Here is a 26,521-nt window from a genome sequence, read left to right as displayed (position 1 = left end):
AGGCAGGGATGAGCAGCGCGCTGCAACGTTTCGAAGAAACTCAGGACGCCTTGCGCGATGCGCTGGCCGCGCGCGACTGGGAAGCCATTCGCGCGCTCGACGAGAACTGCCGGACCTGCATCGACGATATGCTCAATGCGCCGAGCCTGGACGAGGCGCTGGTCAAGGAGCGGCTGGAAGGCTTGCTGGAGGTGTACCGCGACCTGCTCGACGCCACCATTGGCGAGCGCCAGGCAATCGCCGATGAGATGACCCAGATCAAGCAAGCAAAGAATGCGTCGAAGGTTTACCATTTATTCAGTTAAGATGCACCGAACTGAGTAAGAGGCGCCATAAATTTGACTGTTACGGTCTTTTTGACTTTACTAGTGGCTGTTTTCGAAATTCAGACGTCCGAACACTGACCATTCAGTCGGAATGATGTCGTGCACGCCTTCGGGCGCCGATATGACTAGGGAAGTTGCTATTGCATGTGGCGTGAAACCAAGATTCTCCTGATCGATGACGACAGCGAACGCCGCCGCGATCTGGCGGTGGTCCTGAATTTTCTCGGCGAAGAAAACCTTTCTTGCTCCAGCCAGGACTGGCAGCAGGTGGTCGAAGGTTTGTCTTCCAGCCGTGAAGTGCTGTGCGTCCTGATCGGGACCGTAAATGCACCAGCCAGCGTGCTGGGGCTCCTTAAGACAGTGGCTGGGTGGGATGAGTTCCTGCCGGTGCTGCTTTTGGGTGAAATTTCTTCCGCGGAGTTCCCTGAGGACCTGCGTCGTCGTGTGCTCTCCAACCTGGAGATGCCGCCAAGCTACAGCCAGCTGCTCGATTCGCTGCACCGTGCCCAGGTCTATCGCGAGATGTATGACCAGGCCCGCGAGCGCGGTCGCCAGCGCGAGCCCAACCTGTTCCGCAGCCTGGTCGGTACCAGCCGTGCCATCCAGCACGTGCGGCAGATGATGCAGCAGGTGGCCGACACCGACGCCAGCGTGTTGATCCTCGGCGAGTCCGGCACTGGCAAGGAAGTGGTGGCGCGTAACCTGCACTACCATTCCAAACGTCGCGAAGCGCCGTTCGTGCCGGTCAACTGCGGGGCGATCCCGGCGGAGTTGCTCGAGAGCGAACTGTTCGGCCACGAGAAGGGCGCCTTCACCGGTGCGATCACCAGCCGTGCCGGGCGCTTCGAGCTGGCCAACGGCGGTACCCTGTTCCTCGACGAGATCGGCGACATGCCGTTGCCGATGCAGGTCAAGCTGCTGCGGGTGTTGCAGGAGCGTACTTTCGAGCGCGTGGGTAGCAACAAGACCCAGAGCATCGATGTGCGCATCATCGCCGCCACGCACAAGAACCTCGAGACCATGATCGAGGACGGCACCTTCCGCGAAGACCTGTATTACCGGCTGAACGTGTTCCCCATCGAGATGGCGCCATTGCGTGAGCGGGTGGAAGACATCCCGCTGCTGATGAACGAGCTGATCTCGCGCATGGAGCACGAGAAGCGCGGCTCGATCCGCTTCAATTCCGCTTCGATCATGTCGCTGTGCCGCCACGGCTGGCCAGGCAACGTCCGTGAACTGGCCAACCTGGTGGAGCGCATGGCGATCATGCATCCGTATGGGGTGATCGGGGTGGCGGAGTTGCCGAAGAAGTTCCGCTATGTCGACGATGAGGACGAGCAGTTGGTTGACAGCCTGCGTTCCGATCTCGAGGAGCGCGTGGCGATCAACGGGCATACGCCGAACTTCGCCAGTCACGCCATGCTGCCGCCTGAGGGGCTGGACCTGAAGGACTACCTCGGCAGCCTGGAGCAGGGGCTGATCCAGCAGGCGCTGGACGATGCCAACGGTATCGTTGCCCGCGCCGCCGAGCGCCTGCGCATCCGTCGCACCACCTTGGTGGAAAAGATGCGCAAGTACGGCATGAGTCGCCAGGGCGGCGAGGACCAGGCCGACGACTGAGGTCGTCGCGCTGGGTGGCTAGTGTCGCCCATCAGGGGCCGCTGTGCGGCCCATCGCCTGTTTGCCCGGATACTGCAATTTGCCGCGCTCCCACAGGCGCAGCGCATGGCTTGAGCCCGGCGCGGTCGCCATGGCAGTCGGCTTCCTTTAATCCCCATCTTCGGCACGGCTATTGCTACACCGCAGGCAACATACCGTTTTTATGACGGTCAGCCATGCGAGAGAGCACGATGCCCCAGGCCGCCCACCGTTCCCCAGCCCCCGATTCGCGCGGGCACACCCCGCTCGAGCAGGAAAGCCGGCAGGGGCTTGAGCAGGCGTTCGCCCTGTTCGACCAGGTATCCAGCCAGTTGAGCCAGTCTTATAACCTGCTCGAGGCCCGGGTCAGTGAACTCAAGGGTGAGCTGGCGGTGGTCAGTGGCCAGCGCATGGCCGAGCTGGATGAGAAGGAACGCCTGGCCAATCGCTTGCAGAACCTGCTCGACCTGCTACCGGGCGGGGTGATCGTGATCGACGCCGACGGCTATGTGCGCGAGGCCAATCCGGCGGCCTGCGAGTTGCTCGGCGAACCGCTGATCGGGCTGCTCTGGCGGCAGGTGATTGCACGCAGCTTCGCGCCGCGCGAGGACGATGGCCATGAGGTGTCCCTGCGCGATGGCCGTCGCCTGTCGATTGCCACCCGCTCGCTGGACGCCGAGCCCGGGCAGTTGGTGTTGCTCAACGACCTGACTGAAACCCGTCGCCTGCAGGACCAGTTGGCGCGTCACCAGCGCCTGTCGTCGCTGGGGCGCATGGTGGCGTCGCTGGCTCACCAGATCCGCACGCCGTTGTCGGCCGCAATGCTCTATGCCAGTCACCTGGCCGACCCGGATCAGGCGCTGCCGACCGAAACCCGCCAGCGTTTCGCGGGCAGCCTCAAGGAGCGCCTGCATGAACTCGAGCACCAGGTGCGGGACATGCTGGTGTTCGCCCGGGGCGAGCTGCCGCTCAATGACCGGGTTAGCCCCAAGGCGCTGTTCCAGGCCTTGCAGCAGGCGGCCCAGCTCCATGTGCAGGGGCATGCGGTGCGCTGGCAGTGCGACAGCCACTTGGGCGAGTTGCTGTGTAACCGCGACACCCTGGTCGGTGCCTTGCTCAACCTCATCGAGAATGCCCTGCAGGCCAGTGCCGAACCGGCCCGCTTGAAGGTGCACCTGATGCGTCGTGGATCGGCCGTGCACCTGTGCGTCAGCGATGCCGGCAGCGGTATCGACGAGCAGTTGCTGGCACGCCTGGGCGAGCCGTTCCTGACCACCAAGGCCACCGGTACCGGCCTGGGGTTGGCGGTGGTGCAGGCAGTGGTGCGTGCCCATCGTGGTGAATTGCGCCTGCGTTCCAGGGTGGGGCGCGGCACGTGCGTGACCGTGATCCTGCCGTTGATCGACGCGCGGGAGGAGGGGTAATGAGTATCAAGGTGCTGCTGGTCGAGGATGACCGGGTATTGCGTCAGGCCCTGGCTGACACCCTGGAAATCGGCGGGTTCGCTCATCGCGCCGTCGGCAGTGCCGAGGAGGCGTTGCAGGTGGTGGGGGAGGAGGCCTTCGGCCTGGTGGTCAGCGATGTGAACATGCCGGGCATGGACGGCCATCAACTGCTGGCGCAGTTGCGCCGCCAGCACCCGCAGTTGCCGGTGTTGCTGATGACTGCCCATGCCGCGGTGGAGCGGGCGGTCGACGCCATGCGCCAGGGCGCCGCCGATTACCTGGTCAAGCCGTTCGAACCCAAGGCCCTGCTCAGCCTGGTGGCGCGTCATGCCGTGGGCGCTGCCGAGGATGAAGGGCCGGTGGCTTGCGAGCCGGCCAGCCGGCAGCTGTTGGAGTTGGCGGTGCGGGTCGCGCGCAGCGATTCCACGGTATTGATTTCCGGTGAGTCGGGCACCGGCAAGGAAGTGCTCGCCCGTTACATTCACCAGCAGTCGCCGCGGGCCGGCCAGGCTTTCGTGGCGATCAACTGCGCCGCGATCCCCGACAACATGCTCGAGGCCACGCTGTTTGGCCATGAAAAAGGTGCCTTCACCGGCGCTATTGCGGCCCAGGCCGGCAAGTTCGAGCAGGCCGATGGCGGCACCTTGTTGCTCGACGAGATTTCCGAAATGCCGCTGGGCCTGCAGGCCAAGCTGCTGCGCGTGTTGCAGGAGCGCGAGGTGGAGCGGGTCGGTGGGCGCAAGCCTATCGCCCTGGATATCCGCGTGCTGGCAACCACCAACCGCGACCTGGCTGCCGAGGTGGCGGCTGGGCGCTTCCGCGAAGACCTGTTCTACCGACTGTCGGTGTTCCCCATGGCCTGGCAGGCGTTGCGCGAGCGTCCCGGTGACATCCTGCCGCTGGCCGAGCGCCTGCTGGCCCGGCATGTAGCGAAGATGCGGCACGCCCAGGTCAGCTTGTCCGCCGATGCCCGTGCCTGCCTGCAGGCCTACGCCTGGCCGGGGAACGTGCGTGAACTGGACAACGCCCTGCAGCGCGCGCTGATTCTGCAGCAAGGTGGTGTCATCGAAGCGGCGGATTTCTGTCTGGCGGGCGTCATTCCATTGTCGTCGTCGAAAGTGGCCACTATTTCGCCATTATGCGTCGATCAGGGCGCAGAGACAGGGGGCTTGGAGGATGACATGCGTCGCCATGAATTCCAGACGATCATCGACACCCTGCGTGTCGAGCGCGGGCGTCGCAAGGAGGCCGCCGAACGCTTGGGCATCAGCCCGCGCACGCTGCGCTACAAGCTGGCGCAGATGCGTGACGCCGGTTTCGATGTCGAGGCCAGCCTGTTCGGCTGATGCACCGTTTTGAATGATCCACAGGCTGGCTGGCACTCCTCTTGCTAGTTCCAGCCTATTCGCTGCATGAGTGTCAAAAAAATGCGGCCGCCGGAGAGAGAAGTCCATGACCCAAGGTGTTGAATTCAATCGTCTGATGTTGGACATGCGCGCCATGCAGGCCGATGCCATGTCCCTGCCCAAGGTGGCTGCCGCGCCTGAGCTGGCGCCGGGGCAGAGCAGCTTCGCCGACATGCTCGGCCAGGCCATAGGCAAGGTGCATGAGACGCAGCAGGCGTCCACCCAGCTGGCCAACGCCTTCGAAATCGGCAAGAGCGGCGTCGACCTGACCGACGTGATGATCGCCTCGCAGAAAGCCTCCGTGTCGTTCCAGGCCTTGACCCAGGTGCGCAACAAGCTGGTACAGGCGTACCAGGACATCATGCAGATGCCGGTATAAGGGCGAGAGTGAGTCATGGCCGAAGCAGTCGTCGATAACGCCCCCGCCAAGAGTGGCCCGCCAGCCGCCAAGCCGCCGCTGTTCGGCATGGCGTTCCTGGAAAACATCTCGCAGATGCCCGTGCTGCGTCAGGTTGGCCTGTTGGTCGGCCTGGCCGCGAGCGTGGCCATCGGCTTTGCCGTGGTGCTCTGGTCGCAGCAGCCGGACTACCGGCCGCTGTACGGCAGCCTGGCGGGCATGGACACCAAGCAGGTGGTCGATACCCTGGCTTCGGCCGACATTCCCTACCGCGTCGAACCCAATTCCGGCGCGCTGCTGGTCAAGGCCGACGACCTCTCCCGTGCGCGCCTTAAACTTGCGGCCGCCGGCGTGGCACCCAGTGACGGCAACGTCGGTTTCGAGCTGCTCGATAAAGACCAAGGGTTGGGCACCAGCCAGTTCATGGAAGCCACCCGCTACCGCCGCGGCCTGGAAGGCGAGCTGGCGCGTACCGTGTCGAGCCTGAACAACGTCAAGGCCGCTCGCGTGCACCTGGCGATCCCGAAAAGCTCGGTGTTCGTGCGCGACGAGCGCAAGCCCAGCGCCTCGGTACTGGTAGAGCTGTACCCGGGTCGTGCCCTTGAGGCCGGCCAGGTGATGGCGATCGTCAACCTGGTGGCCACCAGCGTCCCGGAGCTGGACAAGTCCCAGGTGACCGTGGTCGACCAGAAAGGCAACCTGCTGTCCGACCAGTTGCAGGACACCGCCCTGACCATGGCCGGCAAGCAGTTCGACTACAGCCGCCGCATGGAAGGCATGCTCACCCAGCGCGTGCACAACATCCTGCAGCCGGTGCTGGGCAATGATCGCTACAAGGCGGAAGTGTCGGCCGACGTCGACTTCAGCGCCGTCGAGTCCACCTCCGAGCAATTCAACCCAGACCAGCCGGCGCTGCGCAGCGAGCAGTCGGTCAACGAGCAGCGTGCCAGCAGCCAGGGCCCGCAGGGCGTGCCGGGCGCCTTGAGCAACCAGCCGCCGGCCGGTGCCTCCGCGCCTGAAAATGCCAAGACCGCCGCCACGCCGGCCGGCGCCATCCAGCCTGGCCAACCGCTGGTGGACGCCAACGGCCAGCAGATCATGGATCCGGCTACCGGCCAGCCGATGCTCGCGCCATACCCGAGCGACAAGCGCCAGCAGAGCACCAAGAACTTCGAGCTGGACCGCTCCATCAGCCACACCCGTCAGCAGCAGGGTCGCCTGACCCGCCTGTCGGTGGCCGTGGTGGTGGACGACCAGGTCAAGCTGGACGCCACCAGCGGCGAGGCCACCCGCACCCCGTGGGGCGCCGAGGACCTGGCGCGCTTCACTCGCCTGGTGCAGGACGCGGTGGGCTTCGATGCCAGCCGTGGCGACAGCGTCACCGTGATCAACGTGCCGTTCGCCGCCGACCGTGGCGATGAGCTGGGCGACATTCCGTTCTACTCGCAGCCGTGGTTCTGGGACATCGTCAAGCAGGTGCTGGGCGTGCTGTTCATCCTGGTACTGGTGTTCGGCGTGCTGCGTCCGGTGCTCAACAACATCACAGGTGGCGGCAAGCAGGCGGCCACGGACAGCGACATGGAGCTGGGCGGCATGATCGGTCTGGATGGCGAACTGGCCAACGACCGCGTCAGCCTGGGTGGCCCGACAAGCATTCTGTTGCCAAGCCCCAGCGAGGGTTACGAGGCACAGCTCAACGCAATCAAGGGCCTGGTGGCCGAAGACCCGGGCCGCGTGGCCCAGGTCGTGAAAGAGTGGATCAACGCCGATGAGTGACAATCGAGCCATTACCGCCAAGCTGAGCCGCGTCGACAAGGCGGCCATCCTCCTGCTCTCGCTCGGCGAGACCGATGCCGCGCAGGTACTGCGCCACATGGGGCCCAAGGAAGTGCAGCGGGTCGGTGTGGCCATGGCGCAGATGGGCAACGTCCATCGCGAGCAGGTCGAGCAGGTGATGAGCGAGTTCGTCGAGATCGTCGGCGACCAGACCAGCCTGGGCGTCGGCTCCGACGGCTACATTCGCAAGATGCTCAACCAGGCCCTCGGCGAGGACAAGGCCAACGGCCTGATCGACCGCATCCTGCTCGGTGGCAACACCAGCGGCCTGGACAGCCTCAAGTGGATGGAGCCGCGCGCGGTGGCCGACGTCATCCGTTACGAGCACCCACAGATCCAGGCCATCGTGGTCGCCTACCTCGACCCCGACCAGGCCGGCGAGGTGCTGAGCAACTTCGACCACAAGGTGCGTCTGGACATCGTCCTGCGCGTGTCGTCGCTCAACACCGTGCAACCGGCGGCGCTCAAGGAGCTGAACCAGATCCTCGAGAAGCAGTTCTCGGGCAACTCCAACGCCGCGCGCACCACCCTGGGCGGCATCAAGCGCGCCGCCGATATCATGAACTTCCTCGACAGTTCGGTGGAAGGCGCGCTGATGGACGCGATCCGCGAGATCGACAGCGACCTGTCGGAGCAGATCGAAGACCTGATGTTCGTTTTCAACAATCTGGCCGATGTCGACGACCGCGGTATCCAGGCGCTGCTGCGCGAAGTGTCCTCCGACGTGCTGGTGGTGTCGCTCAAGGGCGCCGACGAGCGGGTCAAGGACAAGATCTTCAAGAACATGTCCAAGCGTGCGTCCGAGCTGCTGCGCGACGACCTGGAGGCCAAGGGGCCGGTACGGGTCAGCGATGTGGAAACGGCGCAGAAGGAAATCCTCACCATCGCCCGCCGCATGGCCGAGGCCGGCGAGATCGTGCTGGGCGGCAAGGGCGCCGAGGAAATGATTTAAGCGGCAAGTTTCAAGCGGCAAGCGACAAGAAATAGCGGGCCGAGCGAGGGCCGCCTTTTCTTGCAGCTTGAAGCTTGATACTTGCCGCTAAAGAGGTTTTTGAGCATGTCCACCACCGAACACCCCAGCGACCTGATCCGCGCCCGCGACCTCGAGGGCGTCGATGTGTGGGCGCTGCCCAGCTTCGACCCGGAACCCGAACCTGAGCCAGAACCTGAGCCGGAAGCCATCGAGGAAGAAGTCGAAGAGGTCCCGCTGGAGGAAGTCCAGCCACTGACCCTCGAAGAGCTCGAAGCCATCCGCCAGGAGGCCTATAACGAAGGCTTCGCCACCGGCGAGCGCGAAGGTTTCCACAGCACGCAGTTGAAAGTGCGCCAGGAGGCCGAGGTGGCCCTGGCGGCCAAACTGGCGAGCCTCGAGCAGGTGATGGGCCACCTGCTGGAGCCGATTGCCGAGCAGGACACCCAGATCGAGAAAGCCCTGGTGCAACTGGTCGCGAGCATGACCCGCCAGGTCATCGGCCGCGAGTTGCGCGGCGACTCCAGCCAGATCACCCATGTCCTGCGCGAAGCGCTGAAATTGCTGCCAATGGGCGCCGACAATATCCGCATCCACCTCAATCCCCAGGACTTCGAGCTGGCCAAGGCCCTGCGCGAGCGCCACGAGGAAAACTGGAAGTTGCTCGAGGACGAGGCGTTGTTGCCGGGGGGCTGTCGTATCGAAACTGCCCACAGTCGCATAGACGCGACCATGGAAACGCGGATCGACAAGGCCATCGCGCAGTTGTTCGACCAATCCCACGACCAGGCCCTGCACCCGGCGGCGGCGGATATTTCGCTGGAGCTGGACGCTGCCCAGGGTGAAACCGATGCGCCTTGATCGCACCAGTTTCGGCAAGCGCCTTGAAGGCTACGCCGACGCGGTGAAACTGCCCGAGCAGCCGATCGTCGAAGGCCGCCTGCTGCGCATGGTCGGCCTCACGCTCGAGGCCGAGGGCCTGCGCGCGGCGGTGGGCAGTCGCTGCCTGGTGATCAACGATGACAGCTACCACCCGGTGCAGGTCGAGGCCGAGGTCATGGGCTTTGCCGGCAGCAAGGTGTTCCTCATGCCGGTCGGCAGTATCGTTGGCTTGGCGCCCGGCGCCCGGGTGGTGCCGCTGGATGACAGCGGTCGCCTGCCCATGGGCATGAGCATGCTTGGCCGGGTGCTCGATGGCGCCGGACGCGCGCTGGACGGCAAGGGCGGCATGAAGGCCGAGGACTGGGTGCCGATGGACGGCCCGATCATCAACCCGCTCAACCGCGACCCCATCAGCCAGCCGCTGGATGTGGGAATTCGCAGCATCAACGGCCTGCTCACTGTCGGTCGTGGCCAGCGCCTGGGCTTGTTCGCCGGTACCGGTGTCGGCAAGTCGGTGCTGTTGGGCATGATGACCCGTTTTACCGAGGCCGAGATCATCGTGGTTGGGCTGATCGGCGAGCGTGGTCGCGAGGTGAAGGAATTCATCGAGCACATCCTCGGTGAGGAGGGGCTCAAGCGTTCGGTGGTGGTGGCTTCGCCCGCCGACGACGCGCCGTTGATGCGGCTGCGCGCGGCCATGTATTGCACGCGAATCGCCGAGTATTTTCGCGACAAGGGCAAGAACGTCCTGCTGCTGATGGATTCACTGACCCGTTTCGCCCAGGCCCAGCGTGAAATCGCCCTGGCCATCGGCGAGCCGCCGGCTACCCGCGGTTATCCGCCTTCGGTGTTCGCCAAGTTGCCCAAGCTGGTTGAGCGGGCCGGCAACGGCGAGCCGGGTGGCGGCTCGATCACTGCGTTCTACACGGTGCTGTCTGAAGGTGACGACCAGCAGGACCCGATCGCCGACTCGGCGCGGGGTGTGCTCGACGGGCACTTCGTGCTGTCCCGGCGCCTGGCCGAGGAAGGGCATTACCCGGCCATCGATATCGAGGCTTCGATCAGCCGGGTCATGCCTCAGGTGGTCGACCCGGATCATCTGCGCCAGGCGCAGAAGTTCAAGCAGCTGTGGTCGCGACTGTCGCAGAGTCGCGACCTGATCAGCGTCGGTGCCTATGTGGCTGGCGGTGATCCGGAGACCGACCTGGCCATTGCCCTGCAGCCCAAGCTGGTGGACTTCCTGCGCCAGCGCCTGGATGAAAACGTCGGCATGGCGCAGAGCCGTGAAGAACTGGCCGCGGTGTTCGCGCCGCCGGCGGGCTGATAGGCCATGGCCCAACCCAGCCGTGCCGCGCGCCTGGTGCCCGTGGTGGAGATGGCCGAGGAGGCCGAGCGCAAGGCGGCGCAGCGCCTGGGGCATTTCCAGAAGCTGCTCAGCGACGCCCAGGCCAAACTGGCCGAGCTCGAGAGTTTTCGCGAAGCGTACCAGCAGCAGTGGATCAACCGTGGCTCGCAAGGGGTCGACGGTAACTGGTTGGTCAATTACCAGCGCTTCCTCGGGCAGCTGGAAACGGCGATGGCCCAGCAGCGCCAGAGCATGGCCTGGCACCAGAACAACCTGAACAATGCGCGCAACACCTGGCAGCAGGCCTATGCCCGGGTCGAGGGGTTGCGCAAGCTGGTGCAGCGCTACCTGGACGAGGCGCGCCGGGCCGAGGACAAGCGCGAGCAGAAGCTGCTCGACGAGCTGTCCCAGCGCTTGCCGCGCCAAGGGCATCTCTAGCGGCGCCCTTGGTGGGCGCAACTGTCTTGCTGAAACTTCTCGATCTGGCGCGAGCCCGCTCCCACAGGTGCAGTGCATACCCTGAGGTCAGCGCGGTCCCTGTGGGAGCGGCTTCAGCCGCGAACACCGGCGCAGCCGGTGCCAGGCGCCGCGTTGCCTGGTTCGCCAGCAAGGCTGGCTCCTACAGCTTGCGGGGTGTCTGGCTGGCTGCTAAACCTTCAGGAGTCGCATTCGCCATTATCGAAGGAATCGCTCGTATGGCAGTCGAAACTGATTTCTCACAGGACGGGAAAAAGCTGACGATTAAGGTCAAGGGTCGTTTCGATTTCGGCAAGCACCAGGAATTCCGGGACGCTTACGAACGCCAGCGCCCAAAGCCGGACGCGGTGGTGGTCGACCTCAAGGAAGCGACCTACCTCGACAGCTCGGCGCTGGGGATGTTGCTGCTGCTGCGTGACCATGTCGGCGGTGAAGAGTCGGATATCCGCGTGGTCCACGCCAGCCCGGATGTGCGCAAGATCCTGGCTATTTCCAACTTTGAAAAGCTGTTCGACATCAGTTGAGTGTCGTCATGCCCGTCGAGCAGGCCTTGACCGTGCTGGTAGCCGAGGACGGCGCCGCCGATCGCCTGTTGTTGGCGCAGATCGTTAGGCGCCAGGGCCATGAGGTGCTTACCGCGGAAAACGGCGAGCAGGCAGTTGCTTTGTTTGCCGAGCGGCGTCCGCAACTGGTGTTGCTGGACGCCCTGATGCCGGTGATGGATGGTTTCGAGGCGGCGCGACGGATCAAGGCGCTGGCCGGCGAGGCGCTGGTGCCGATCATCTTTCTTACCTCGCTCAACGAGGAGGAAGCGTTGGTGCGCTGTCTCGAGGCCGGCGGCGATGACTTCATGGCCAAGCCCTACAGCGCGGTGATTCTTGCTGCCAAGATTCGCGCCATGGACCGTTTGCGCCGGCTGCAGGCCACGGTGCTCGAGCAGCGCGACCAGATAACCCAGCATCACCACCACCTGCTCAACGAGCAGCGGGTGGCCAAGGCAGTGTTCGACAAGGTGGCGCATGCCGGTTGCCTGAAAGCCTCTAATATCCGCTACCTGCAATCACCCTATGCGCTGTTCAATGGCGACCTGCTGTTGGCGGCGTTCACGCCATCCGGTGACATGCATGTGCTGCTGGGCGATTTCACCGGCCACGGCCTGCCTGCGGCGGTGGGCGCCATGCCGCTGGCCGAGGTGTTCTATGGCATGACCGCCAAGGGCTATGGCCTGGTCGAGACCTTGCGCGAGATGAACGCCAAGCTCAAGCGCATCCTGCCGGTGGATATGTTCTGTTGCGCGCTGTTGCTCAACCTGAGCTTCCAGCGTGGCACGGTCGAGGTGTGGAATGGCGGCATGCCTGATGGCTACCGCCTGTCCGCTGAGGGTGAGGTATTGGCGGTGCTGCCGTCGCGGCATTTGCCGCTGGGCATCCTCGCCGCAGAGCAGTTCGACGACGCTACCGAGGTCCTGCCGCTGGCGGCAGGCGAGCGTTTGTTCCTGTTGTCCGACGGCGTGGTCGATACCGGCGATGCGCAGGACTGCCTGTTCGGCGTCCAGCGCTTGCGTCAGGTGCTGGCCGGCAATCGCCAGCCGGACCGTCTGTTCGACGAGGTCATGCAGGCGCTGGAGCATTTCGGCGGGCGGCCCCGGGACGACATCAGTCTGTGCGATATCCGTATGCTCGCGCCCGACCAGGTGGTCGTGCCGGCGGTGATCTACTCCGACAGCGGGCGCTCCAGTCCATTGGACTGGTCGATGCGTTTCGAGCTGCGCGGGGAGAGCCTGCGACGTTTCAACCCGGTGCCTTACCTGGTGCAGTTGCTGCAGGAGATCCATGGGCTGCGGCCCATCAGTGGTCGGTTGCACAGTGTGCTCAGCGAGTTGTACTCCAATGCCCTGGAGCACGGTGTGCTTGGGCTGAATTCACGGCTCAAGCGAGACGCCCAAGGGTTCGCGGAGTACTATCGGCAACGTGCCGAGCGCCTTGCCGGGCAGGTCGAGGGCTTTGTCATCATCGACCTGCGGGTGGAGCCGCAGGGCGCTGGAGGGCGTCTGTTGGTCGAAGTGCGCGACAGTGGCGCGGGGTTCGATGTGGCGCAGGTGTTGGCCGGCAGGCCTGTCGCGCATGGTTTCAGTGGGCGCGGAGTGAACCTGGTGCAGCGCCTGGGTCGCCGTGCGCGTTGGCTGGAGGGCGGCTGCGTGGCGCAGGTGGATTTTGAGTGGTGAGTCGGTGTTGGTGCTGTCGCGGGCTCTGGTGTAATCAGGCTTGATCAGGGAGTGAGCAAGTGGACATGCATATCGATCACAAAGTGCTGAGTGACCTCCAGGAGGTCATGGAAGATGGCTACCTGCAGTTGCTGGAAACCTTTCTGGAGGATTCCGAGCGGCGTCTGAGCCAGTTGCATGAGGCCAAGGATGCGGATGAGCTCGGGATGGCGGCGCATAGCTTCAAAGGGAGCAGCAGCAACATGGGGGCCACGGGATTGGCTGCTCTGTGCCAGCAGCTTGAAGACCGTGTGCGGCAGCAGCCACTGTATGGCATCGAGGACCTGATCAACCGCATCGATCAGGAGTACCTCGAAGTGCAGCGGTTCTACCGGGGTGAGCGGCAACGAATTTCTACCCAGTAGCACGCACTTGGCGCGAGTCTTGCTTTTCCTGCTCCAGACATGATTTTCAGCTTCTGGCGCGGAGACCTTTCAATGCCTGTCGCACCCAATCCATTGTTGCAAGCCGGTCTGCTGAACAAGGCCCCGCGCCCCGCTGTCGGCGCGTCGGACAAGCCGCAGCAGGCCGCGTCCGACCAGGCCCCGGGCTTCGACAAGGTCATGGCTAATCAGGGGCGTGACAGTGTTCCGGCCCGAGACGACAAGGCCGCGCCAGGCAAGAAGCGCGACACGACTGACGCTGCTGCAGGCGGCAAACCGAGCGGCAGCGGTGCGCCGACGGTTGCCGATGACGGCAAGCACTTGCCATCGGCGGCGAAGACTTCGCCCGCCGCCGATGCCGATGACGCCTCTGACGGTGAAGTATCCGCGCCCCTCGATGCCAGTTTGGTGGCGGGGCAGGTAACCGATGCGCAGCCGGGGGCGCAGTTGCTTCAGGCCCAGGCCGAGGCCGTGGCTCCGGTGCTGCAGGCGGCGGTCCAGCCTCCCCTGCAGCCAGCGCCGCAGCCGGCGCCAATGTCGGCGGCTGCCAGTGCAACGGAAGAGGCGGCGAAGGCCGCGTTCGACCCTGAGGCCGACCCGCTGGCCAACATGCCGACCTTGCGCCTGGCGTTGGAACAGGATGCCCAGGCCAAGGGCACGACCTCGGCCCATGCTGCCAGCCCGCGTAGCGAAGCCAGTCAGCAACCCGCCGATCCGGCAGCTGTCGCCGTCAATACCTTGGCGAATGCCACCGGCAAGGATGAGGCGCAGGCTGGGCATGCCGAGCATGGCGACAAGGCCTTTGCCGGCCTGCTCGACGACGGGCTCAAGGATATCAAGGGCGCCAGCAGCGATACGCGGGTCGATGACTTCGCCAATCGCCTGGCCAACCTGACCCAGGCGGTGACCGCGAAGACGGCCAATGCCGTGCCGGCCACCCCGAGCCCGCTGCAACAGCCCTTGGCGATGAATCAGGGCGCCTGGACCGAAGGCCTGGTCAATCGGGTCATGTACCTGTCCAGCCAGAACCTCAAATCGGCGGATATCCAGCTCGAGCCCGCTGAGCTGGGGCGCCTGGACATTCGCGTCAACGTAGCGGCGGACCAGTCGACCCAGATTCACTTCGTCAGTGGCCACGCCGGCGTGCGCGATGCGCTCGACAGCCAGGTGCACCGCCTGCGTGAGCTGTTCACCCAGCAGGGCCTGGCCCAGCCGGACGTCAGTGTTGCCGATCAGTCGCGCGGCCAGCAGCAACAGCAGGCGCAGCAGGGCGGTTCGAGCAATCTCTCGGGCGTCGCTGCGCGCCGTGCCGAGGCGGGCGGGGAAGGCGGCGAGCTGGCCGATGCCGCGCGCCCGGTAACGCAACAGGTGGTGGGTGACAGCGCGGTCGACTACTACGCCTGATTCATCTGCGCAGTGCCATCCACCGCGTCGGGCTGGGGAGCGCAATCGTCCCCCAGCCGGCAAATCTGGCATAACACTTGCTCAAGCCACGTCATCCTTCTTTGAAACCGCGATGGACGACGGATTATTGGCATGGCGAAGAGCGACGCAGTGAAAGACCCCGCCACTAAAGGCAAACTCAAGCTGATCCTGCTGCTGGTGCTGGCCCTGCTCCTGGCGGTCGGCCTGTCGGTGGGCGCAACTTGGTTCTTCATGCACAAGAGCGAATCTGCACCTGCTGCCGACGCGGCCCAGAGCAACGTCAAGCCGGCGGCGATCTACGAGGCCCTGGCACCGGCCTTCGTGGTCAACTTCAACCAGAACGGCCGCCAACGCTACATGCAGGTGAGCATCACCATGCAGGGGCGCAGCCAGGCTGACCTCGACGCGCTGAAAGTGCACATGCCGGTGATTCGCAACAACCTGGTGATGATGTTCTCCGGCCAGGGCTTCGACACCCTGGCCAGCAGCCCGGTCGGCCAAGAGATGCTGCGCCAGAAAGCCACCGCGGTGGTGCAGGAAGTGGCGCAGAAAGAAGTCGGCAGGCCGGTCGTCGACCAACTGCTGTTCACCAATTTCGTATTGCAGTAGGAGCACATAGATGGCCGTGCAGGACCTGCTGTCCCAGGATGAGATCGACGCCCTGCTGCATGGGGTGGACGATGGGCTGGTACAAACCGAAAGTGCCGCCGAACCCGGCAGTATCAAGAGCTACGACCTGACCAGTCAGGATCGGATCGTCCGTGGGCGCATGCCGACCCTGGAGATGATCAACGAGCGCTTCGCCCGTTACACCCGCATCAGCATGTTCAACCTGCTGCGGCGCTCCGCCGACGTGGCGGTGGGCGGCGTGCAGGTGATGAAGTTCGGCGAGTACGTGCATTCGCTGTACGTGCCGACCAGCTTGAACCTGGTCAAGATCAAGCCGCTGCGCGGTACATCGCTGTTCATCCTCGACGCCAAGCTGGTGTTCAAGCTGGTGGACAACTTCTTCGGCGGCGACGGGCGCCATGCCAAGATCGAGGGGCGTGAGTTCACTCCGACCGAGCTGCGCGTGGTGCGCATGGTCCTGGACCAGTGCTTCGTCGATCTCAAAGAAGCCTGGCAGGCGATCATGCCGGTCAACTTCGAGTACATCAACTCCGAGGTCAACCCGGCCATGGCCAACATCGTCGGCCCCAGCGAGGCGGTGGTGGTCTCGACCTTCCACATCGAGCTGGACGGTGGCGGCGGCGACCTGCACGTGACCATGCCGTACTCGATGATCGAGCCGGTGCGCGAGATGCTCGATGCCGGCTTCCAGTCCGACCTGGACGACCAGGACGAGCGCTGGGTCAAGGCCCTGCGCGAGGACGTGCTGGACGTCAACGTGCCGGTCTCGGCCACGGTCGCCCGGCGCCAGCTCAAGTTGCGCGACATCCTGCACATGCAGCCGGGCGATGTGATCCCGGTGGAGCTGCCCGAGCACCTGGTGCTGCGCGCCAACGGCGTGCCGTCGTTCAAGGCGCGCCTCGGTTCGCACAAAGGCACCCTGTCGCTGCAGATCATCGACCCGATCGAGCGCCGCTGACGGCGTGCCGGTCGCTCTAACGTATTGAATGCCTGTCGAGGAAATCATGGCTAACGAAAACGAGATCACCTCTCCCGAGGAACAGGCCCTGGCCGATGAGTGGGCCGCGGCCCTAGAAGAAACCGGCGATGCCGGCCAGTCCGACATCGACGCCTTGTTGGCCGCCGACGCCGCCTCGGGTCCGGGACGTCTGCCGATGGAAGAGTTCGCCAGCTCGCCAAAGCCCAACGAGAACGTCAGCCTCGAAGGTCCGAACCTGGATGTGATCCTGGATATCCCGGTGAGCATCTCCATGGAAGTGGGCAGCACCGAAATCAGCATCCGCAACCTGCTGCAGCTCAACCAGGGCTCGGTGATCGAGCTCGATCGCCTGGCGGGCGAGCCGCTGGACGTGCTGGTCAACGGCACCCTGATCGCCCACGGCGAGGTGGTGGTGGTCAACGAGAAGTTCGGCATCCGCCTGACCGACGTGATCAGCCCCAGCGAACGTATCAAGAAGCTGCGCTGAGTGAAGGGCATGGTGCGGGCCTTTTCGGCCCTGGTTGCGCTGTTGGTCAGCGAGGTCGTGATCGCCGCTGAAGTGGCCGCCGTGCCGACCACGGCACCCGCGCCCGGTGGGTTGGGTGGGCAGTTGGCGCAGATGGTTTTCGGCCTGCTGCTGGTGGTCGGGCTGATCTTCTTCCTGGCCTGGTTGCTGCGGCGCATGCAAGGTTCGGCGCAGCGCGGCGCCCAGGTGATCGAGATCGTCGGCAGCCGCGCCATCGGCCCGCGTGACCGCTTGCTGCTGGTGCAGGTTGGCAAGGAACAGATCCTCATCGGCCACACCCCGGGCAGCATCGAGGCCTTGCATGTGCTGGCCGAGCCAGTCGATGTGCCCGCCGGCGCCCGTCAGGCCGCGCCGGAATTCGCTCAACGGCTGCTCGAGCTGATGGGCAAGGACCAAAAGGACAAGAAGTGATGAGCGGCGCACTGCGCGTGTTGTTGACCCTGGCGCTGCTGCTGGCGGCGCCGTTGGCCCTGGCCGCCGACCCGCTGTCGATCCCGGCCATCACCCTGTCCAGTGGCGCGGACGGACAACAGGAATATTCGGTCAGCCTGCAGATCCTGCTGATCATGACGGCGCTGAGTTTCATCCCGGCGTTCGTCATCCTGATGACCAGCTTCACCCGCATCATCATCGTCTTCTCCATCCTGCGCCAGGCCCTGGGCCTGCAGCAGACGCCATCGAACCAGGTGCTCACCGGCATGGCGCTGTTTCTGACCATGTTCATCATGGCGCCGGTGTTCGATCGGGTGAACAAGGATGCGCTGCAGCCGTACCTGGCTGAGCAGCTGACCGCGCAGCAGGCCATCGACAAGGCCCAGGGGCCGCTGAAGGAGTTCATGCTGACGCAGACCCGGCAAAGCGACCTGGACATGTTTGTGCGCCTGTCCAAGCGCACCGACATCGCTGGGCCCGAGCAGGTGCCGCTGACCATCCTGGTGCCGGCGTTCGTCACCTCGGAGCTCAAGACCGCGTTCCAGATCGGCTTCATGATCTTCATCCCGTTCCTGATCATCGACATGGTGGTCGCCAGTGTGCTGATGGCCATGGGTATGATGATGCTGTCGCCGTTGATCATCTCGTTGCCGTTCAAGATCATGCTGTTTGTCCTGGTCGATGGCTGGGCGCTGATCATGGGTACCCTGGCCGGCAGTTTCGGCGGTGTCTGATACCGTCAAGGAGAGCTTCGCATGACGCCTGAAGTCGCCGTCGACCTGTTTCGCGACGCCTTGTGGCTGACCACGCTGATGGTTGCCGTGCTGGTGGTGCCGAGCCTGCTGGTCGGCCTGGTGGTGGCCATGTTCCAGGCCGCCACGCAGATCAACGAACAGACCCTGAGTTTCCTGCCGCGCCTGCTGGTGATGCTGATCACCCTGATCGTCGCCGGGCCGTGGCTGGTGCAGAAGTTCATGGAGTACTTCATCGGCCTGTACACCAGCATTCCGCAGCTGATCGGTTGACGCCGCCATGCTGGAGCTGACCGACACGCAGATCGGCACCTGGGTCGCCACCTTCATCCTGCCGCTGTTCCGGGTGATGGCGGTGCTGATGACCATGCCGATCTTCGGTACCAAGATGTTGCCGGCGCGGGTGCGTCTGTATGCCGCCGTGGCGATCACCGTGGTGATCGTGCCGGGCCTGCCGCCGCTGCCTGAGGTTGATCCGTTGAGCCTGCGCGGCATGTTGTTGTGCGCCGAACAGGTGATTGTCGGTGCGTTGTTCGGTTTCTCCCTGCAGCTGTTGTTCCAGGCCTTCGTCATCGCCGGGCAGATCGTTGCCGTGCAGATGGGCATGGCCTTCGCTTCCATGGTCGATCCGGCGAACGGCGTCAACGTCACGGTGATCAGTCAGTTCATGACCATGCTGGTGAGCGTGCTGTTCCTGCTGATGAACGGGCACCTGGTGGTGTTCGAGGTGTTGACCGAAAGCTTCACCACCTTGCCGGTGGGCAGTGCCCTGGTGGTCGGCCACTTCTGGGAAATGGCCGGGCGCCTGAGCTGGGTGATGGGCGCGGCGCTGCTGCTGATCCTGCCGGCCATCGCCGCGCTGCTGGTGGTCAACATCGCCTTCGGCGTGATGACCCGCGCCGCGCCGCAGTTGAATATCTTCTCCATCGGCTTCCCGCTTACGCTGGTGCTGGGCATGGGCATCTTCTGGGTTGGCCTGGCCGATATTCTTTCCCATTACCAGTCACTGGCCAGCGAAGCGCTGCAATGGCTGCGTGAACTGGCAAGGGCGCGCTAAGCATGGCAGAGAGCGAGAGCGGTCAGGACAAGACAGAGGAACCCACCGAGAAGCGCAAGCGTGACTCGCGCGAGAAAGGTGAGATTGCCCGGTCCAAGGAACTCAATACCGTTGCGGTGACCTTGGCCGGTGCTGGTGGGTTGCTGGCGTTTGGCGGTTATCTGGCCGAGACGCTGATGACGCTGATGCGCATGAACTTCAGCCTGACGCGCGAGGTGATCGTTGATGAGCGCAGCATGGGGGCGTTCCTGCTGGCCTCGGGCAAGATGGCCATCTGGTCGGTGCAGCCGATCCTGATCCTGCTGTTCGTCATCTCCTTCGTCGCGCCCATTGCCCTGGGCGGCTTCCTGTTTTCCGGGAGCCTGTTGCAGCCGAAGTTCAGTCGGATGAATCCGCTGTCGGGGATCAAGCGCATGTTCTCGATGAACGCGTTGACCGAACTGCTCAAGGCGGTGGCCAAGTTCATCATGATCCTGATGGTGGCGCTGCTGGTGCTGGCCAGTGACCGCCAGGCGTTGCTGGCCATTGCCAATGAGCCGATGGAGCAGGCGATCATCCATGCCGTTCAGGTAGTGGGCTGGAGTGCCTTGTGGATGGCGGCTGGGCTGTTGCTGATCGCGGCGATCGATGTGCCGTACCAGCTGTTCCAGACGAACAAGAAAATGAAAATGACCAAGCAGGAAGTGAAGGACGAGTACAAGGACAGCGAGGGTAAGCCTGAGGTCAAGCAGCGGATCCGGCAGTTGCAGCGGGAGATGTCGCAGCGGCGGATGATGGCGGCGGTGCCGGAGGCTGATGTGATCATCACCAACCCGACGCACTACGCGGTGGCTTTGCAGTACGACCCCGAGAAGGGCGGCTCGGCGCCGTTGCTGCTGGCCAAGGGGACCGATTTCATGGCCTTGAAAATTCGTGAGATCGGGGTGGAGCACAAGGTGCAGATCCTCGAGTCGCCAGCCCTGGCGCGGGCGATCTACTATTCCACCGAGCTTGAGCAGGAGATTCCGGCGGGGCTTTACCTGGCGGTGGCGCAGGTGTTGGCCTATGTGTTCCAGATTCGGCAGTATCGGGCGGGTAGGGGTAAGGCGCCTGATCCGTTGAACAAGGATTTGCCGATTCCTGAGGATTTGCGGCGGGATAGTTGAGGTTGTTTGTTGTTTGTTGTTTGTTGTTTGTTGTTTGTTTTGATTTTTTTATGCGCATTCATTTGCGATGTCGACGCTTATTCACCTTTCCGCCCTTACGGCGGGTTACTTTGGTCTTAACTCGCCGTCCGCGGCCAAAGTAACCAAAGCCGCTGCGCTCCATTCATCCGGCCCTGCGCTTCGCTCCGGGTTCCCTCACTCCGGCCTTGCTCCCGGGAGGACCGCGCTGTAGGGCCCATCCTGGGCCCCAGCGCTTGACGGGCATCCATGCCCGTCACCTCCCTCCGCAAGGCCTGCGTTCGGCCTCCTGAAGTCGCGAAGTTAGGGGCGGCGCCTGCACTGGCGTAGCTGTCGCTAGTTGCATGTCTGTGATCTCCAGGGCCCTTTCGCGGGCAAGCCCGCTCCCACAGGGTTATATATATTTTCAACTTCCACCACTCTCCTGTGGGAGCGGGCTTGCCCGCGAAAGGGCCGGAAGAGTCAATATTTAAATAACTGTCAGAAATAAATTTAAAACTTCTGCTCTTGCTCTGCTCTTGCTTCTAAGCGCGCGATAGTTCAGGCGCCGCCAATTGCGACTTCAGGAGGCCGAGCGGAGTTCTTGCGAAGGGAGGTGACGGGCATGGATGCCCGTCAAGCGCTGGGGCCCAGGATGGGCCCTGCAGCGCGGTCCTCCCGGGAGCAAGAACGGAGCGAGGGGACCCCGGAGCGAAGCGCAGGGGCCGGATGAATGGAGCGAGCGGTTTTTGCCTACTTTTGCCCGCGTGCAAAAGTAGGTCGCCGTAAGGGCGAAAAGGTGACTGAGTGTCGACATCATCTACGAATGCGCATAAAGAGATCAAAACCCACGCTATAAAACCCGAACCCGAACCCGAACCCGAACCCGAACCCGAACCAGCCCAAGAAAATCCCCTATCCCCAAAAGTTGGAAGGCTTCTTGCAAAGCCAGCGCCAAGCGCCACCCAGGCGTCAAAGTTTTGCTTGAAGAGGACTCTCGGTGGACCGCACTCAGTTAATCAGCAACGCCCGCAACAACCTGGCCGGTCTCGGCCGGGGCAACCTGGGCGTGCCGTTACTGCTGCTGGTGATGTTGGCAATGATGATGTTGCCGATCCCGCCGTTCCTGCTCGACGTGTTCTTCACCTTCAACATCGCCCTGTCGATCGTGGTCCTGCTGGTCTGCGTCTACGCCCTGCGTCCCCTGGACTTCGCCGCCTTCCCCACCATTTTGCTGGTGGCGACCCTGCTGCGCCTGGCGCTCAACGTCGCCTCCACCCGCGTGGTCATGCTCCACGGCCAAGAGGGCCACGGCGCCGCGGGCAAGGTGATCCAGGCCTTCGGTGAAGTGGTGATCGGCGGCAACTACGTCGTCGGTGCCGTGGTGTTTGCCATCCTCATGATCATCAACTTCGTGGTCGTTACCAAGGGCGCTGGGCGCATCTCCGAAGTCAGCGCGCGCTTCACCCTCGACGCCATGCCCGGCAAGCAGATGGCCATCGACGCCGACCTCAACGCCGGCCTGATCGACCAAGTGCAGGCCAAGGCGCGCCGCGCCGAGGTCGCCCAGGAGGCAGAGTTCTACGGTTCGATGGATGGTGCCAGCAAGTTCGTCCGTGGCGACGCGATCGCCGGCCTGCTGATCCTCTTCATCAACCTCATCGGCGGCATGCTCATCGGCATGCTGCAGCACGGCATGAGCTTCGGTGACGCCGGTAAGGTCTACGCCTTGTTGACCATCGGTGACGGTTTGGTGGCGCAATTGCCATCGCTGCTGCTGTCCACCGCCGCCGCAATCATGGTCACCCGTGCCTCGGGCTCCGAGGACATGGGCAAGCTGATCAACCGGCAGATGTTCGATTCACCCAAGGCCCTGGCCGTCTCCGCTGGCCTGATGATCGTCATGGGCCTGGTGCCAGGCATGCCCCACGTCGCCTTCCTCAGCCTGGGCGCCCTGGCCGGTGGCGGTGCCTACCTGGTCTGGAAGAAACAGCAGAAAGCCAAGGCCGTCGCGTTGCAGGAAGCCCAGCGCCAGCAAGACCTGCTGCCCTCGCCGCAGCGCGCGATGGAAACCAAGGAGCTGGGTTGGGACGACGTCACCCCGATCGACATGATCGGCCTTGAAGTCGGCTATCGCCTGATTCCCCTGGTCGACCGCAACCAGGGCGGCCAATTGCTGGCGCGGATCAAGGGCGTGCGCAAGAAGCTCTCCCAGGACCTGGGCTTCCTCATGCCCACGGTGCATATCCGCGACAACCTCGACCTGGCGCCCAGCGCCTATCGCCTGACCCTGATGGGGGTGATCCTGGCCGAGGCCGAGATCTATCCGGATCGTGAGTTGGCAATCAACCCGGGCCAGGTATTCGGCACCCTCAACGGCATCGCCGCCCACGACCCGGCGTTCGGTCTGGAGGCCGTATGGATCGATGTCGGCCAGCGCGCCCAGGCGCAGTCGCTGGGCTACACCGTGGTCGATGCCAGCACGGTGGTCGCCACCCACCTCAACCAGATCTTGCAGAAGCATTGCCATGAACTGATCGGGCATGAGGAAGTGCAGCAATTGCTGCAGGTGCTGGCCAAGGTCTCGCCGAAACTGGCCGAGGAGGTCGTGCCGGGTGTCATTTCCTTGTCGGGTCTGCTCAAGGTGTTGCAAGCACTGCTTGCCGAGCAGGTGCCGGTGCGCGACATCCGCAGTATTGCCGAAGCCATCGCCAACAATGCGAACAAGAGTCAAGATACCGCCGCGCTGGTGGCCGTGGTGCGCGTCGGATTGTGTCGCGCCATCGTGCAAAGCATTGTCGGCGTTGAGTCGGAGCTGCCTGTGATCACCCTTGAGCCAAGGTTGGAACAGATTTTGCTCAATAGTTTGCAAAGGGCCGGGCAAGGTCAGGAAGAAGGTGTTCTTCTTGAACCGAGCATGGCTGAAAAGCTTCAGCGTTCGTTGATCGAAGCCGCCCAGCGCCAGGAAGTGCAGGGCCAGCCGGCCATCCTCCTGGTTGCCGGCCCGATCCGTGCCATGCTGTCGCGTTTCGGTCGCCTGGCTGTACCGAATTTGCATGTTTTGGCGTATCAGGAAATACCTGACAACAAGCAAGTCACCATCGTTGCCACCGTGGGCCCCAATGGCTGAGGTAGTGGGTTATGCAAGTTAAGCGTTTTTTCGCCGCCGATATGCGTCAGGCCATGAAGCTGGTCCGTGATGAGCTCGGCTCCGACGCCGCCATCATCGGCAACCGGCGCATCGCTGGCGGTGTCGAACTGACGGCTGCGCTGGACTACAAGCTGTCCGCCCTGGCCCCGCGCGTGCCCAATGTCGAGCTGGAGGACGAGCTGCGCAAGACCCAGTCGCGCATCGTCACCGCCCAGGCCGAGCTGAGCGGCCGTGGCGAGGCGAGCGAGGGCGGCAACCGCCAGTTGTTCGCCGGTCAGTCGCTGACCGCCTCCGAGCCGTTGATCGAGCCGCAGGTCGATGAGCCTACCCCGGTGGCAGCCTCGGCCCCGGCGGCGGTCGACCCGCGCCTGTTCGATGCCATGCGTTTCGAGCTCAACGGCCTGCGCGAGCTGCTCGAGGTCCAGCTCGGTTCGCTGGCCTGGAGCCAACTGCAGGGCAGCAAGCCGCAGCAGGCCAATCTCTGGCGTCGCCTGCAGCGCCTGGGCCTGTCCGGCGGCCTGGCCCGCGAACTGCTCGAACTCACCGCGGAAATCGAAGAACCGCGCCACGCCTGGCGCATGGTTCTGGCGCACCTGGCACGCATGATCGACGTGCCCGAGATCGAGCCGATCGAAGAGGGCGGCGTGATCGCCATGGTCGGCCCGGCCGGCATGGGCAAGACCACCACCCTGGCCAAGCTGGCCGCGCGCTACGTGCTCAAGTACGGCGCGCACAACCTGGCGCTGGTGAGCATGGACAGTTTCCGCATCGGTGCCCAGGAGCAACTCAAGACCCTGGGGCGCATCCTCAACGTGCCGGTCACCTATGTCGATCCGGGCGAGTCGCTGGCCCAGGCCCTCGAGCCGCTGCTGCGCAAGCGCGTGGTGTTGATCGACACCGCTGGCCTGCAGGCCAGCGACCCGGCCTTGCGCATGCAGCTGGAAACCCTGGCCGGGCGTGGCATCGCCGCGAAGAATTACCTGGTACTGGCAACCACCAGCCAGAAACAGGTGCTGACCGCCGCCTACCACAGCTACAAACGCTGTGGCCTGGCCGGTTGCATCCTGACCAAGCTGGATGAAACGGCCTGCCTCGGCGAAGTGCTGAGCCTGGCCATCCGTCATGAATTGCCGGTGGCCTATCTGACCGATGGCCCGCGCATTCCCGACGACCTGCAGTTACCACGCAAGCACCAGCTGGTGAGCCGCGCGGTGAGCGTGCAGTTGCAGGACGAGCCCAGCGACGAGGCCATGGCCGACATGTTCGCTGATCTGTACCACAACCCTGGCAAGCGCGCGGGTTGAGGGTGAATACTGTGCAAAGTACCTACATCATGGGGTTGCCCGGCCGGACCGTGGCCTTGAATGTTCAGCCCCTCATGTGGCCTGGGTCCAAGCGAGACAAGGTAAAGAACAGACATGGGTAGCATGCATCCCGTACAGGTGATCGCCGTGACCGGTGGCAAAGGTGGCGTCGGCAAGACTAACGTTTCAGTGAACCTGTCCCTGGCGCTGGCCGAGCTCGGCCGCCGGGTCATGTTGCTGGACGCCGACCTGGGCCTGGCCAATGTCGACGTTCTGCTGGGGCTCACGCCCAAGCGCACCCTCGCCGATGTGATCGAGGGCCGCTGCGAGCTGCGCGACGTGCTGTTGCAGGGGCCGGGTGGTGTGCGCATCGTCCCGGCGGCCTCCGGCACGCAGAGCATGGTGCACCTGGCGCCGGCGCAGCATGCCGGCCTGATCCAGGCCTTCAGCGAGATCGGCGACAACCTCGATGTGCTGGTGATCGACACCGCGGCAGGGATCGGCGAGTCGGTGGTCAGTTTCGTGCGCGCCGCCCAGGAAGTGCTGCTGGTGGTCTGCGACGAGCCCACCTCGATCACCGACGCCTACGCGCTGATCAAGCTGCTCAACCGCGACTACGGCATGAACCGTTTCCGCGTGCTGGCCAACATGGCCCAGAGCCCGCAGGAAGGGCGCAACCTTTTCGCCAAGTTGACCAAGGTCACGGATCGCTTCCTCGACGTCGCCCTACAATACGTCGGCGCCGTGCCTTACGACGAATGCGTGCGCAAGGCCGTGCAGAAGCAGCGGGCGGTCTATGAGGCCTTCCCTCGGTCCAAGTGCGCGCTGGCCTTCAAGGCCATTGCGCAGAAGGTCGACAGCTGGCCGCTGCCTGCCAACCCGCGCGGTCACCTGGAGTTCTTCGTCGAGCGCCTGGTGCAACCCACCAGCGCAGGGCCCGTGCTATGAACGCGAGCGGTTTCAAGATGTACAGCAAGGCGGCGAAGGACGCCCAGTACGAGCTGGTTGAACGCTACGCGCCGCTGGTCAAGCGCATCGCCTACCACCTGCTGGCGCGGCTGCCGGCCAATGTCCAGGTCGAGGACCTGATCCAGGCTGGCATGATCGGTCTGCTGGAAGTCGCCAACAAATACGACGCCAGCAAGGGCGCCAGCTTCGAGACATACGCCGGGATTCGCATCCGTGGCGCCATGCTCGACGAGGTGCGCAAGGGCGATTGGGCACCGCGTTCGGTGCATCGCAATACGCGCATGGTCAGCGATGCGATTCGCTGTGTTGAAGCAAAGACCGGTCGCGACGCTAAAGATCACGAGGTTGCTGCCGAACTCCAATTGAGTCTCGATGATTACTACGGGATTCTGAACGACACCTTGGGCAGCCGCCTGTTCAGTTTCGACGACCTGCTGCAGGACGGCGAACACGAAGGGCTGCACGAGGACGGAGCCAGCGGCCAGCTGGAGCCATCGCGAGATCTGGAGGACGAGCGCTTCCAGGCCGCCCTGGCCGATGCCATTGCCAACCTGCCGGAGCGCGAGCGCCTGGTCCTGGCGCTGTACTACGACGAAGAGCTGAACCTCAAGGAAATCGGCGAGGTGCTGGGGGTCAGCGAGTCGCGTGTCAGCCAGTTGCACAGCCAGTGCGCGGCACGTCTGCGCAGCCGTCTGGGTGAATGGCGGGCGCGTTGAGCCAAGGTTCGATGCAGTCGTTTTTTGTGGTGCCGAATTGATTGACTGCGCGCTCGGCGCCGAGCGCGTT

The 26,521-nt window shown here is 64.0% G+C and carries 26 protein-coding genes; all 26 read left to right on the top strand.

Going from position 1 to position 26,521, the window contains the following annotated elements:
• Positions 1-8: 8 nt before the first annotated feature.
• On the top strand, positions 9-305 hold the full coding sequence (gene fliT / locus HU772_RS17235; protein WP_186660858.1) for a flagellar protein FliT: 297 nt from the start codon (positions 9-11) through the stop codon (positions 303-305).
• 165 nt (positions 306-470) lie between these two features.
• The gene (gene fleQ, locus HU772_RS17230; protein WP_186660857.1) at positions 471-1,946 is read left to right on the top strand and encodes a transcriptional regulator FleQ; all 1,476 of its coding nucleotides are present in this window, start codon (positions 471-473) and stop codon (positions 1,944-1,946) included.
• Between the two features lie 230 nt (positions 1,947-2,176).
• Entirely contained in the window at positions 2,177-3,388 is a 1,212-nt protein-coding gene (locus HU772_RS17225) for a sensor histidine kinase (RefSeq protein ID WP_186660855.1), read from the top strand.
• The gene (locus tag HU772_RS17220) at positions 3,388-4,755 is read left to right on the top strand and encodes a sigma-54-dependent transcriptional regulator (RefSeq protein ID WP_186660853.1); all 1,368 of its coding nucleotides are present in this window, start codon (positions 3,388-3,390) and stop codon (positions 4,753-4,755) included. The genes HU772_RS17225 and HU772_RS17220 overlap by 1 nt, the downstream gene beginning before the upstream one ends.
• Positions 4,756-4,861: 106 nt before the next feature.
• A complete protein-coding gene (fliE, locus tag HU772_RS17215) occupies positions 4,862-5,194 on the top strand; it encodes a flagellar hook-basal body complex protein FliE (protein WP_104445083.1) in 333 nt (110 codons plus the stop codon).
• A 15-nt stretch (positions 5,195-5,209) separates the two neighbouring features.
• Complete coding sequence (gene fliF / locus HU772_RS17210; protein ID WP_186660851.1) at positions 5,210-6,988, top strand: flagellar basal-body MS-ring/collar protein FliF; 1,779 nt, start codon at positions 5,210-5,212, stop codon at positions 6,986-6,988.
• The gene (gene fliG / locus HU772_RS17205; protein WP_028692791.1) at positions 6,981-8,000 is read left to right on the top strand and encodes a flagellar motor switch protein FliG; all 1,020 of its coding nucleotides are present in this window, start codon (positions 6,981-6,983) and stop codon (positions 7,998-8,000) included. The genes fliF and fliG overlap by 8 nt, the downstream gene beginning before the upstream one ends.
• A gap of 105 nt (positions 8,001-8,105) precedes the next feature.
• Complete coding sequence (fliH, locus tag HU772_RS17200) at positions 8,106-8,879, top strand: flagellar assembly protein FliH (RefSeq protein WP_186660850.1); 774 nt, start codon at positions 8,106-8,108, stop codon at positions 8,877-8,879.
• Positions 8,869-10,224 carry a flagellar protein export ATPase FliI gene (gene fliI, locus HU772_RS17195; protein WP_104445086.1) on the top strand — a complete coding sequence of 452 codons (1,356 nt, stop codon included), beginning with the start codon at positions 8,869-8,871 and terminating at the stop codon, positions 10,222-10,224. Before fliH ends, fliI begins: the two co-directional genes overlap by 11 nt.
• Before the next feature lie 6 nt (positions 10,225-10,230).
• Positions 10,231-10,683, top strand: a complete 453-nt coding sequence (gene fliJ / locus HU772_RS17190) for a flagellar export protein FliJ (RefSeq protein ID WP_186660848.1) — start codon at positions 10,231-10,233, stop codon at positions 10,681-10,683.
• A 257-nt stretch (positions 10,684-10,940) separates the two neighbouring features.
• Positions 10,941-11,246 (top strand): STAS domain-containing protein, encoded by a 306-nt coding sequence (locus tag HU772_RS17185; RefSeq protein WP_186660846.1) that lies wholly within the window; start codon positions 10,941-10,943, stop codon positions 11,244-11,246.
• Between the two features lie 8 nt (positions 11,247-11,254).
• Positions 11,255-12,946 (top strand): SpoIIE family protein phosphatase, encoded by a 1,692-nt coding sequence (locus HU772_RS17180; RefSeq protein ID WP_186660845.1) that lies wholly within the window; start codon positions 11,255-11,257, stop codon positions 12,944-12,946.
• A 65-nt stretch (positions 12,947-13,011) separates the two neighbouring features.
• Positions 13,012-13,350, top strand: coding sequence for an Hpt domain-containing protein (locus HU772_RS17175; RefSeq protein ID WP_186660916.1), 339 nt, complete (start codon positions 13,012-13,014; stop codon positions 13,348-13,350).
• A 72-nt stretch (positions 13,351-13,422) separates the two neighbouring features.
• On the top strand, positions 13,423-14,772 hold the full coding sequence (locus HU772_RS17170; RefSeq protein ID WP_186660843.1) for a flagellar hook-length control protein FliK: 1,350 nt from the start codon (positions 13,423-13,425) through the stop codon (positions 14,770-14,772).
• A gap of 132 nt (positions 14,773-14,904) precedes the next feature.
• Positions 14,905-15,402, top strand: coding sequence for a flagellar basal body-associated protein FliL (gene fliL / locus HU772_RS17165; RefSeq protein ID WP_186660841.1), 498 nt, complete (start codon positions 14,905-14,907; stop codon positions 15,400-15,402).
• A gap of 10 nt (positions 15,403-15,412) precedes the next feature.
• Positions 15,413-16,381: a flagellar motor switch protein FliM gene (gene fliM, locus HU772_RS17160; RefSeq protein ID WP_134690822.1), complete on the top strand. Its 969-nt coding sequence runs from the start codon at positions 15,413-15,415 to the stop codon at positions 16,379-16,381.
• 46 nt (positions 16,382-16,427) lie between these two features.
• Positions 16,428-16,889, top strand: coding sequence for a flagellar motor switch protein FliN (fliN, locus tag HU772_RS17155; protein ID WP_186660838.1), 462 nt, complete (start codon positions 16,428-16,430; stop codon positions 16,887-16,889).
• Positions 16,890-16,901: 12 nt separating this feature from the next.
• The gene (fliO, locus tag HU772_RS17150; RefSeq protein ID WP_225923164.1) at positions 16,902-17,339 is read left to right on the top strand and encodes a flagellar biosynthetic protein FliO; all 438 of its coding nucleotides are present in this window, start codon (positions 16,902-16,904) and stop codon (positions 17,337-17,339) included.
• Positions 17,339-18,094: a flagellar type III secretion system pore protein FliP gene (fliP, locus tag HU772_RS17145; RefSeq protein WP_186660835.1), complete on the top strand. Its 756-nt coding sequence runs from the start codon at positions 17,339-17,341 to the stop codon at positions 18,092-18,094. Before fliO ends, fliP begins: the two co-directional genes overlap by 1 nt.
• A 21-nt stretch (positions 18,095-18,115) precedes the next feature.
• Entirely contained in the window at positions 18,116-18,385 is a 270-nt protein-coding gene (gene fliQ / locus HU772_RS17140; protein ID WP_186660834.1) for a flagellar biosynthesis protein FliQ, read from the top strand.
• Positions 18,386-18,392: 7 nt separating this feature from the next.
• On the top strand, positions 18,393-19,169 hold the full coding sequence (gene fliR, locus HU772_RS17135; protein ID WP_186660832.1) for a flagellar biosynthetic protein FliR: 777 nt from the start codon (positions 18,393-18,395) through the stop codon (positions 19,167-19,169).
• A gap of 2 nt (positions 19,170-19,171) precedes the next feature.
• Complete coding sequence (flhB, locus tag HU772_RS17130; protein ID WP_186660830.1) at positions 19,172-20,314, top strand: flagellar biosynthesis protein FlhB; 1,143 nt, start codon at positions 19,172-19,174, stop codon at positions 20,312-20,314.
• A gap of 997 nt (positions 20,315-21,311) precedes the next feature.
• Positions 21,312-23,441, top strand: a complete 2,130-nt coding sequence (flhA, locus tag HU772_RS17125; RefSeq protein ID WP_186660829.1) for a flagellar biosynthesis protein FlhA — start codon at positions 21,312-21,314, stop codon at positions 23,439-23,441.
• Positions 23,442-23,452: 11 nt separating this feature from the next.
• Positions 23,453-24,766 carry a flagellar biosynthesis GTPase FlhF gene (gene flhF / locus HU772_RS17120; protein WP_186660827.1) on the top strand — a complete coding sequence of 438 codons (1,314 nt, stop codon included), beginning with the start codon at positions 23,453-23,455 and terminating at the stop codon, positions 24,764-24,766.
• 114 nt (positions 24,767-24,880) lie between these two features.
• The gene (fleN, locus tag HU772_RS17115) at positions 24,881-25,714 is read left to right on the top strand and encodes a flagellar synthesis regulator FleN (RefSeq protein WP_008093270.1); all 834 of its coding nucleotides are present in this window, start codon (positions 24,881-24,883) and stop codon (positions 25,712-25,714) included.
• Entirely contained in the window at positions 25,711-26,451 is a 741-nt protein-coding gene (gene fliA / locus HU772_RS17110) for an RNA polymerase sigma factor FliA (protein ID WP_134693810.1), read from the top strand. Before fleN ends, fliA begins: the two co-directional genes overlap by 4 nt.
• The last annotated feature ends 70 nt before the right edge of the window (positions 26,452-26,521 follow it).

The organism is Pseudomonas xantholysinigenes (assembly GCF_014268885.2).
Classification (GTDB): Bacteria; Pseudomonadota; Gammaproteobacteria; order Pseudomonadales; family Pseudomonadaceae; genus Aquipseudomonas; species Aquipseudomonas xantholysinigenes.
This window is presented reverse-complemented; position numbering and strand designations above follow the sequence as displayed.

Coding starts and splice junctions, on each gene's coding strand:
- fleQ (WP_186660857.1), top strand. CDS start 471: ATGTGGCGTGAAACCAAGATTCTCCTGATCGATGACGACAGCGAACGC.
- HU772_RS17220 (WP_186660853.1), top strand. CDS start 3,388: ATGAGTATCAAGGTGCTGCTGGTCGAGGATGACCGGGTATTGCGTCAG.
- fliA (WP_134693810.1), top strand. CDS start 25,711: ATGAACGCGAGCGGTTTCAAGATGTACAGCAAGGCGGCGAAGGACGCC.
- fliE (WP_104445083.1), top strand. CDS start 4,862: ATGACCCAAGGTGTTGAATTCAATCGTCTGATGTTGGACATGCGCGCC.
- fliQ (WP_186660834.1), top strand. CDS start 18,116: ATGACGCCTGAAGTCGCCGTCGACCTGTTTCGCGACGCCTTGTGGCTG.
- fliT (WP_186660858.1), top strand. CDS start 9: ATGAGCAGCGCGCTGCAACGTTTCGAAGAAACTCAGGACGCCTTGCGC.
- fliJ (WP_186660848.1), top strand. CDS start 10,231: ATGGCCCAACCCAGCCGTGCCGCGCGCCTGGTGCCCGTGGTGGAGATG.
- fliL (WP_186660841.1), top strand. CDS start 14,905: ATGGCGAAGAGCGACGCAGTGAAAGACCCCGCCACTAAAGGCAAACTC.
- fliH (WP_186660850.1), top strand. CDS start 8,106: ATGTCCACCACCGAACACCCCAGCGACCTGATCCGCGCCCGCGACCTC.
- fliG (WP_028692791.1), top strand. CDS start 6,981: ATGAGTGACAATCGAGCCATTACCGCCAAGCTGAGCCGCGTCGACAAG.
- fliN (WP_186660838.1), top strand. CDS start 16,428: ATGGCTAACGAAAACGAGATCACCTCTCCCGAGGAACAGGCCCTGGCC.
- fliM (WP_134690822.1), top strand. CDS start 15,413: ATGGCCGTGCAGGACCTGCTGTCCCAGGATGAGATCGACGCCCTGCTG.
- fliI (WP_104445086.1), top strand. CDS start 8,869: ATGCGCCTTGATCGCACCAGTTTCGGCAAGCGCCTTGAAGGCTACGCC.
- HU772_RS17185 (WP_186660846.1), top strand. CDS start 10,941: ATGGCAGTCGAAACTGATTTCTCACAGGACGGGAAAAAGCTGACGATT.
- HU772_RS17225 (WP_186660855.1), top strand. CDS start 2,177: ATGCCCCAGGCCGCCCACCGTTCCCCAGCCCCCGATTCGCGCGGGCAC.
- HU772_RS17170 (WP_186660843.1), top strand. CDS start 13,423: ATGCCTGTCGCACCCAATCCATTGTTGCAAGCCGGTCTGCTGAACAAG.
- fliR (WP_186660832.1), top strand. CDS start 18,393: ATGCTGGAGCTGACCGACACGCAGATCGGCACCTGGGTCGCCACCTTC.
- fleN (WP_008093270.1), top strand. CDS start 24,881: ATGGGTAGCATGCATCCCGTACAGGTGATCGCCGTGACCGGTGGCAAA.
- HU772_RS17175 (WP_186660916.1), top strand. CDS start 13,012: ATGCATATCGATCACAAAGTGCTGAGTGACCTCCAGGAGGTCATGGAA.
- flhF (WP_186660827.1), top strand. CDS start 23,453: ATGCAAGTTAAGCGTTTTTTCGCCGCCGATATGCGTCAGGCCATGAAG.
- fliF (WP_186660851.1), top strand. CDS start 5,210: ATGGCCGAAGCAGTCGTCGATAACGCCCCCGCCAAGAGTGGCCCGCCA.
- flhB (WP_186660830.1), top strand. CDS start 19,172: ATGGCAGAGAGCGAGAGCGGTCAGGACAAGACAGAGGAACCCACCGAG.
- fliP (WP_186660835.1), top strand. CDS start 17,339: ATGAGCGGCGCACTGCGCGTGTTGTTGACCCTGGCGCTGCTGCTGGCG.
- HU772_RS17180 (WP_186660845.1), top strand. CDS start 11,255: ATGCCCGTCGAGCAGGCCTTGACCGTGCTGGTAGCCGAGGACGGCGCC.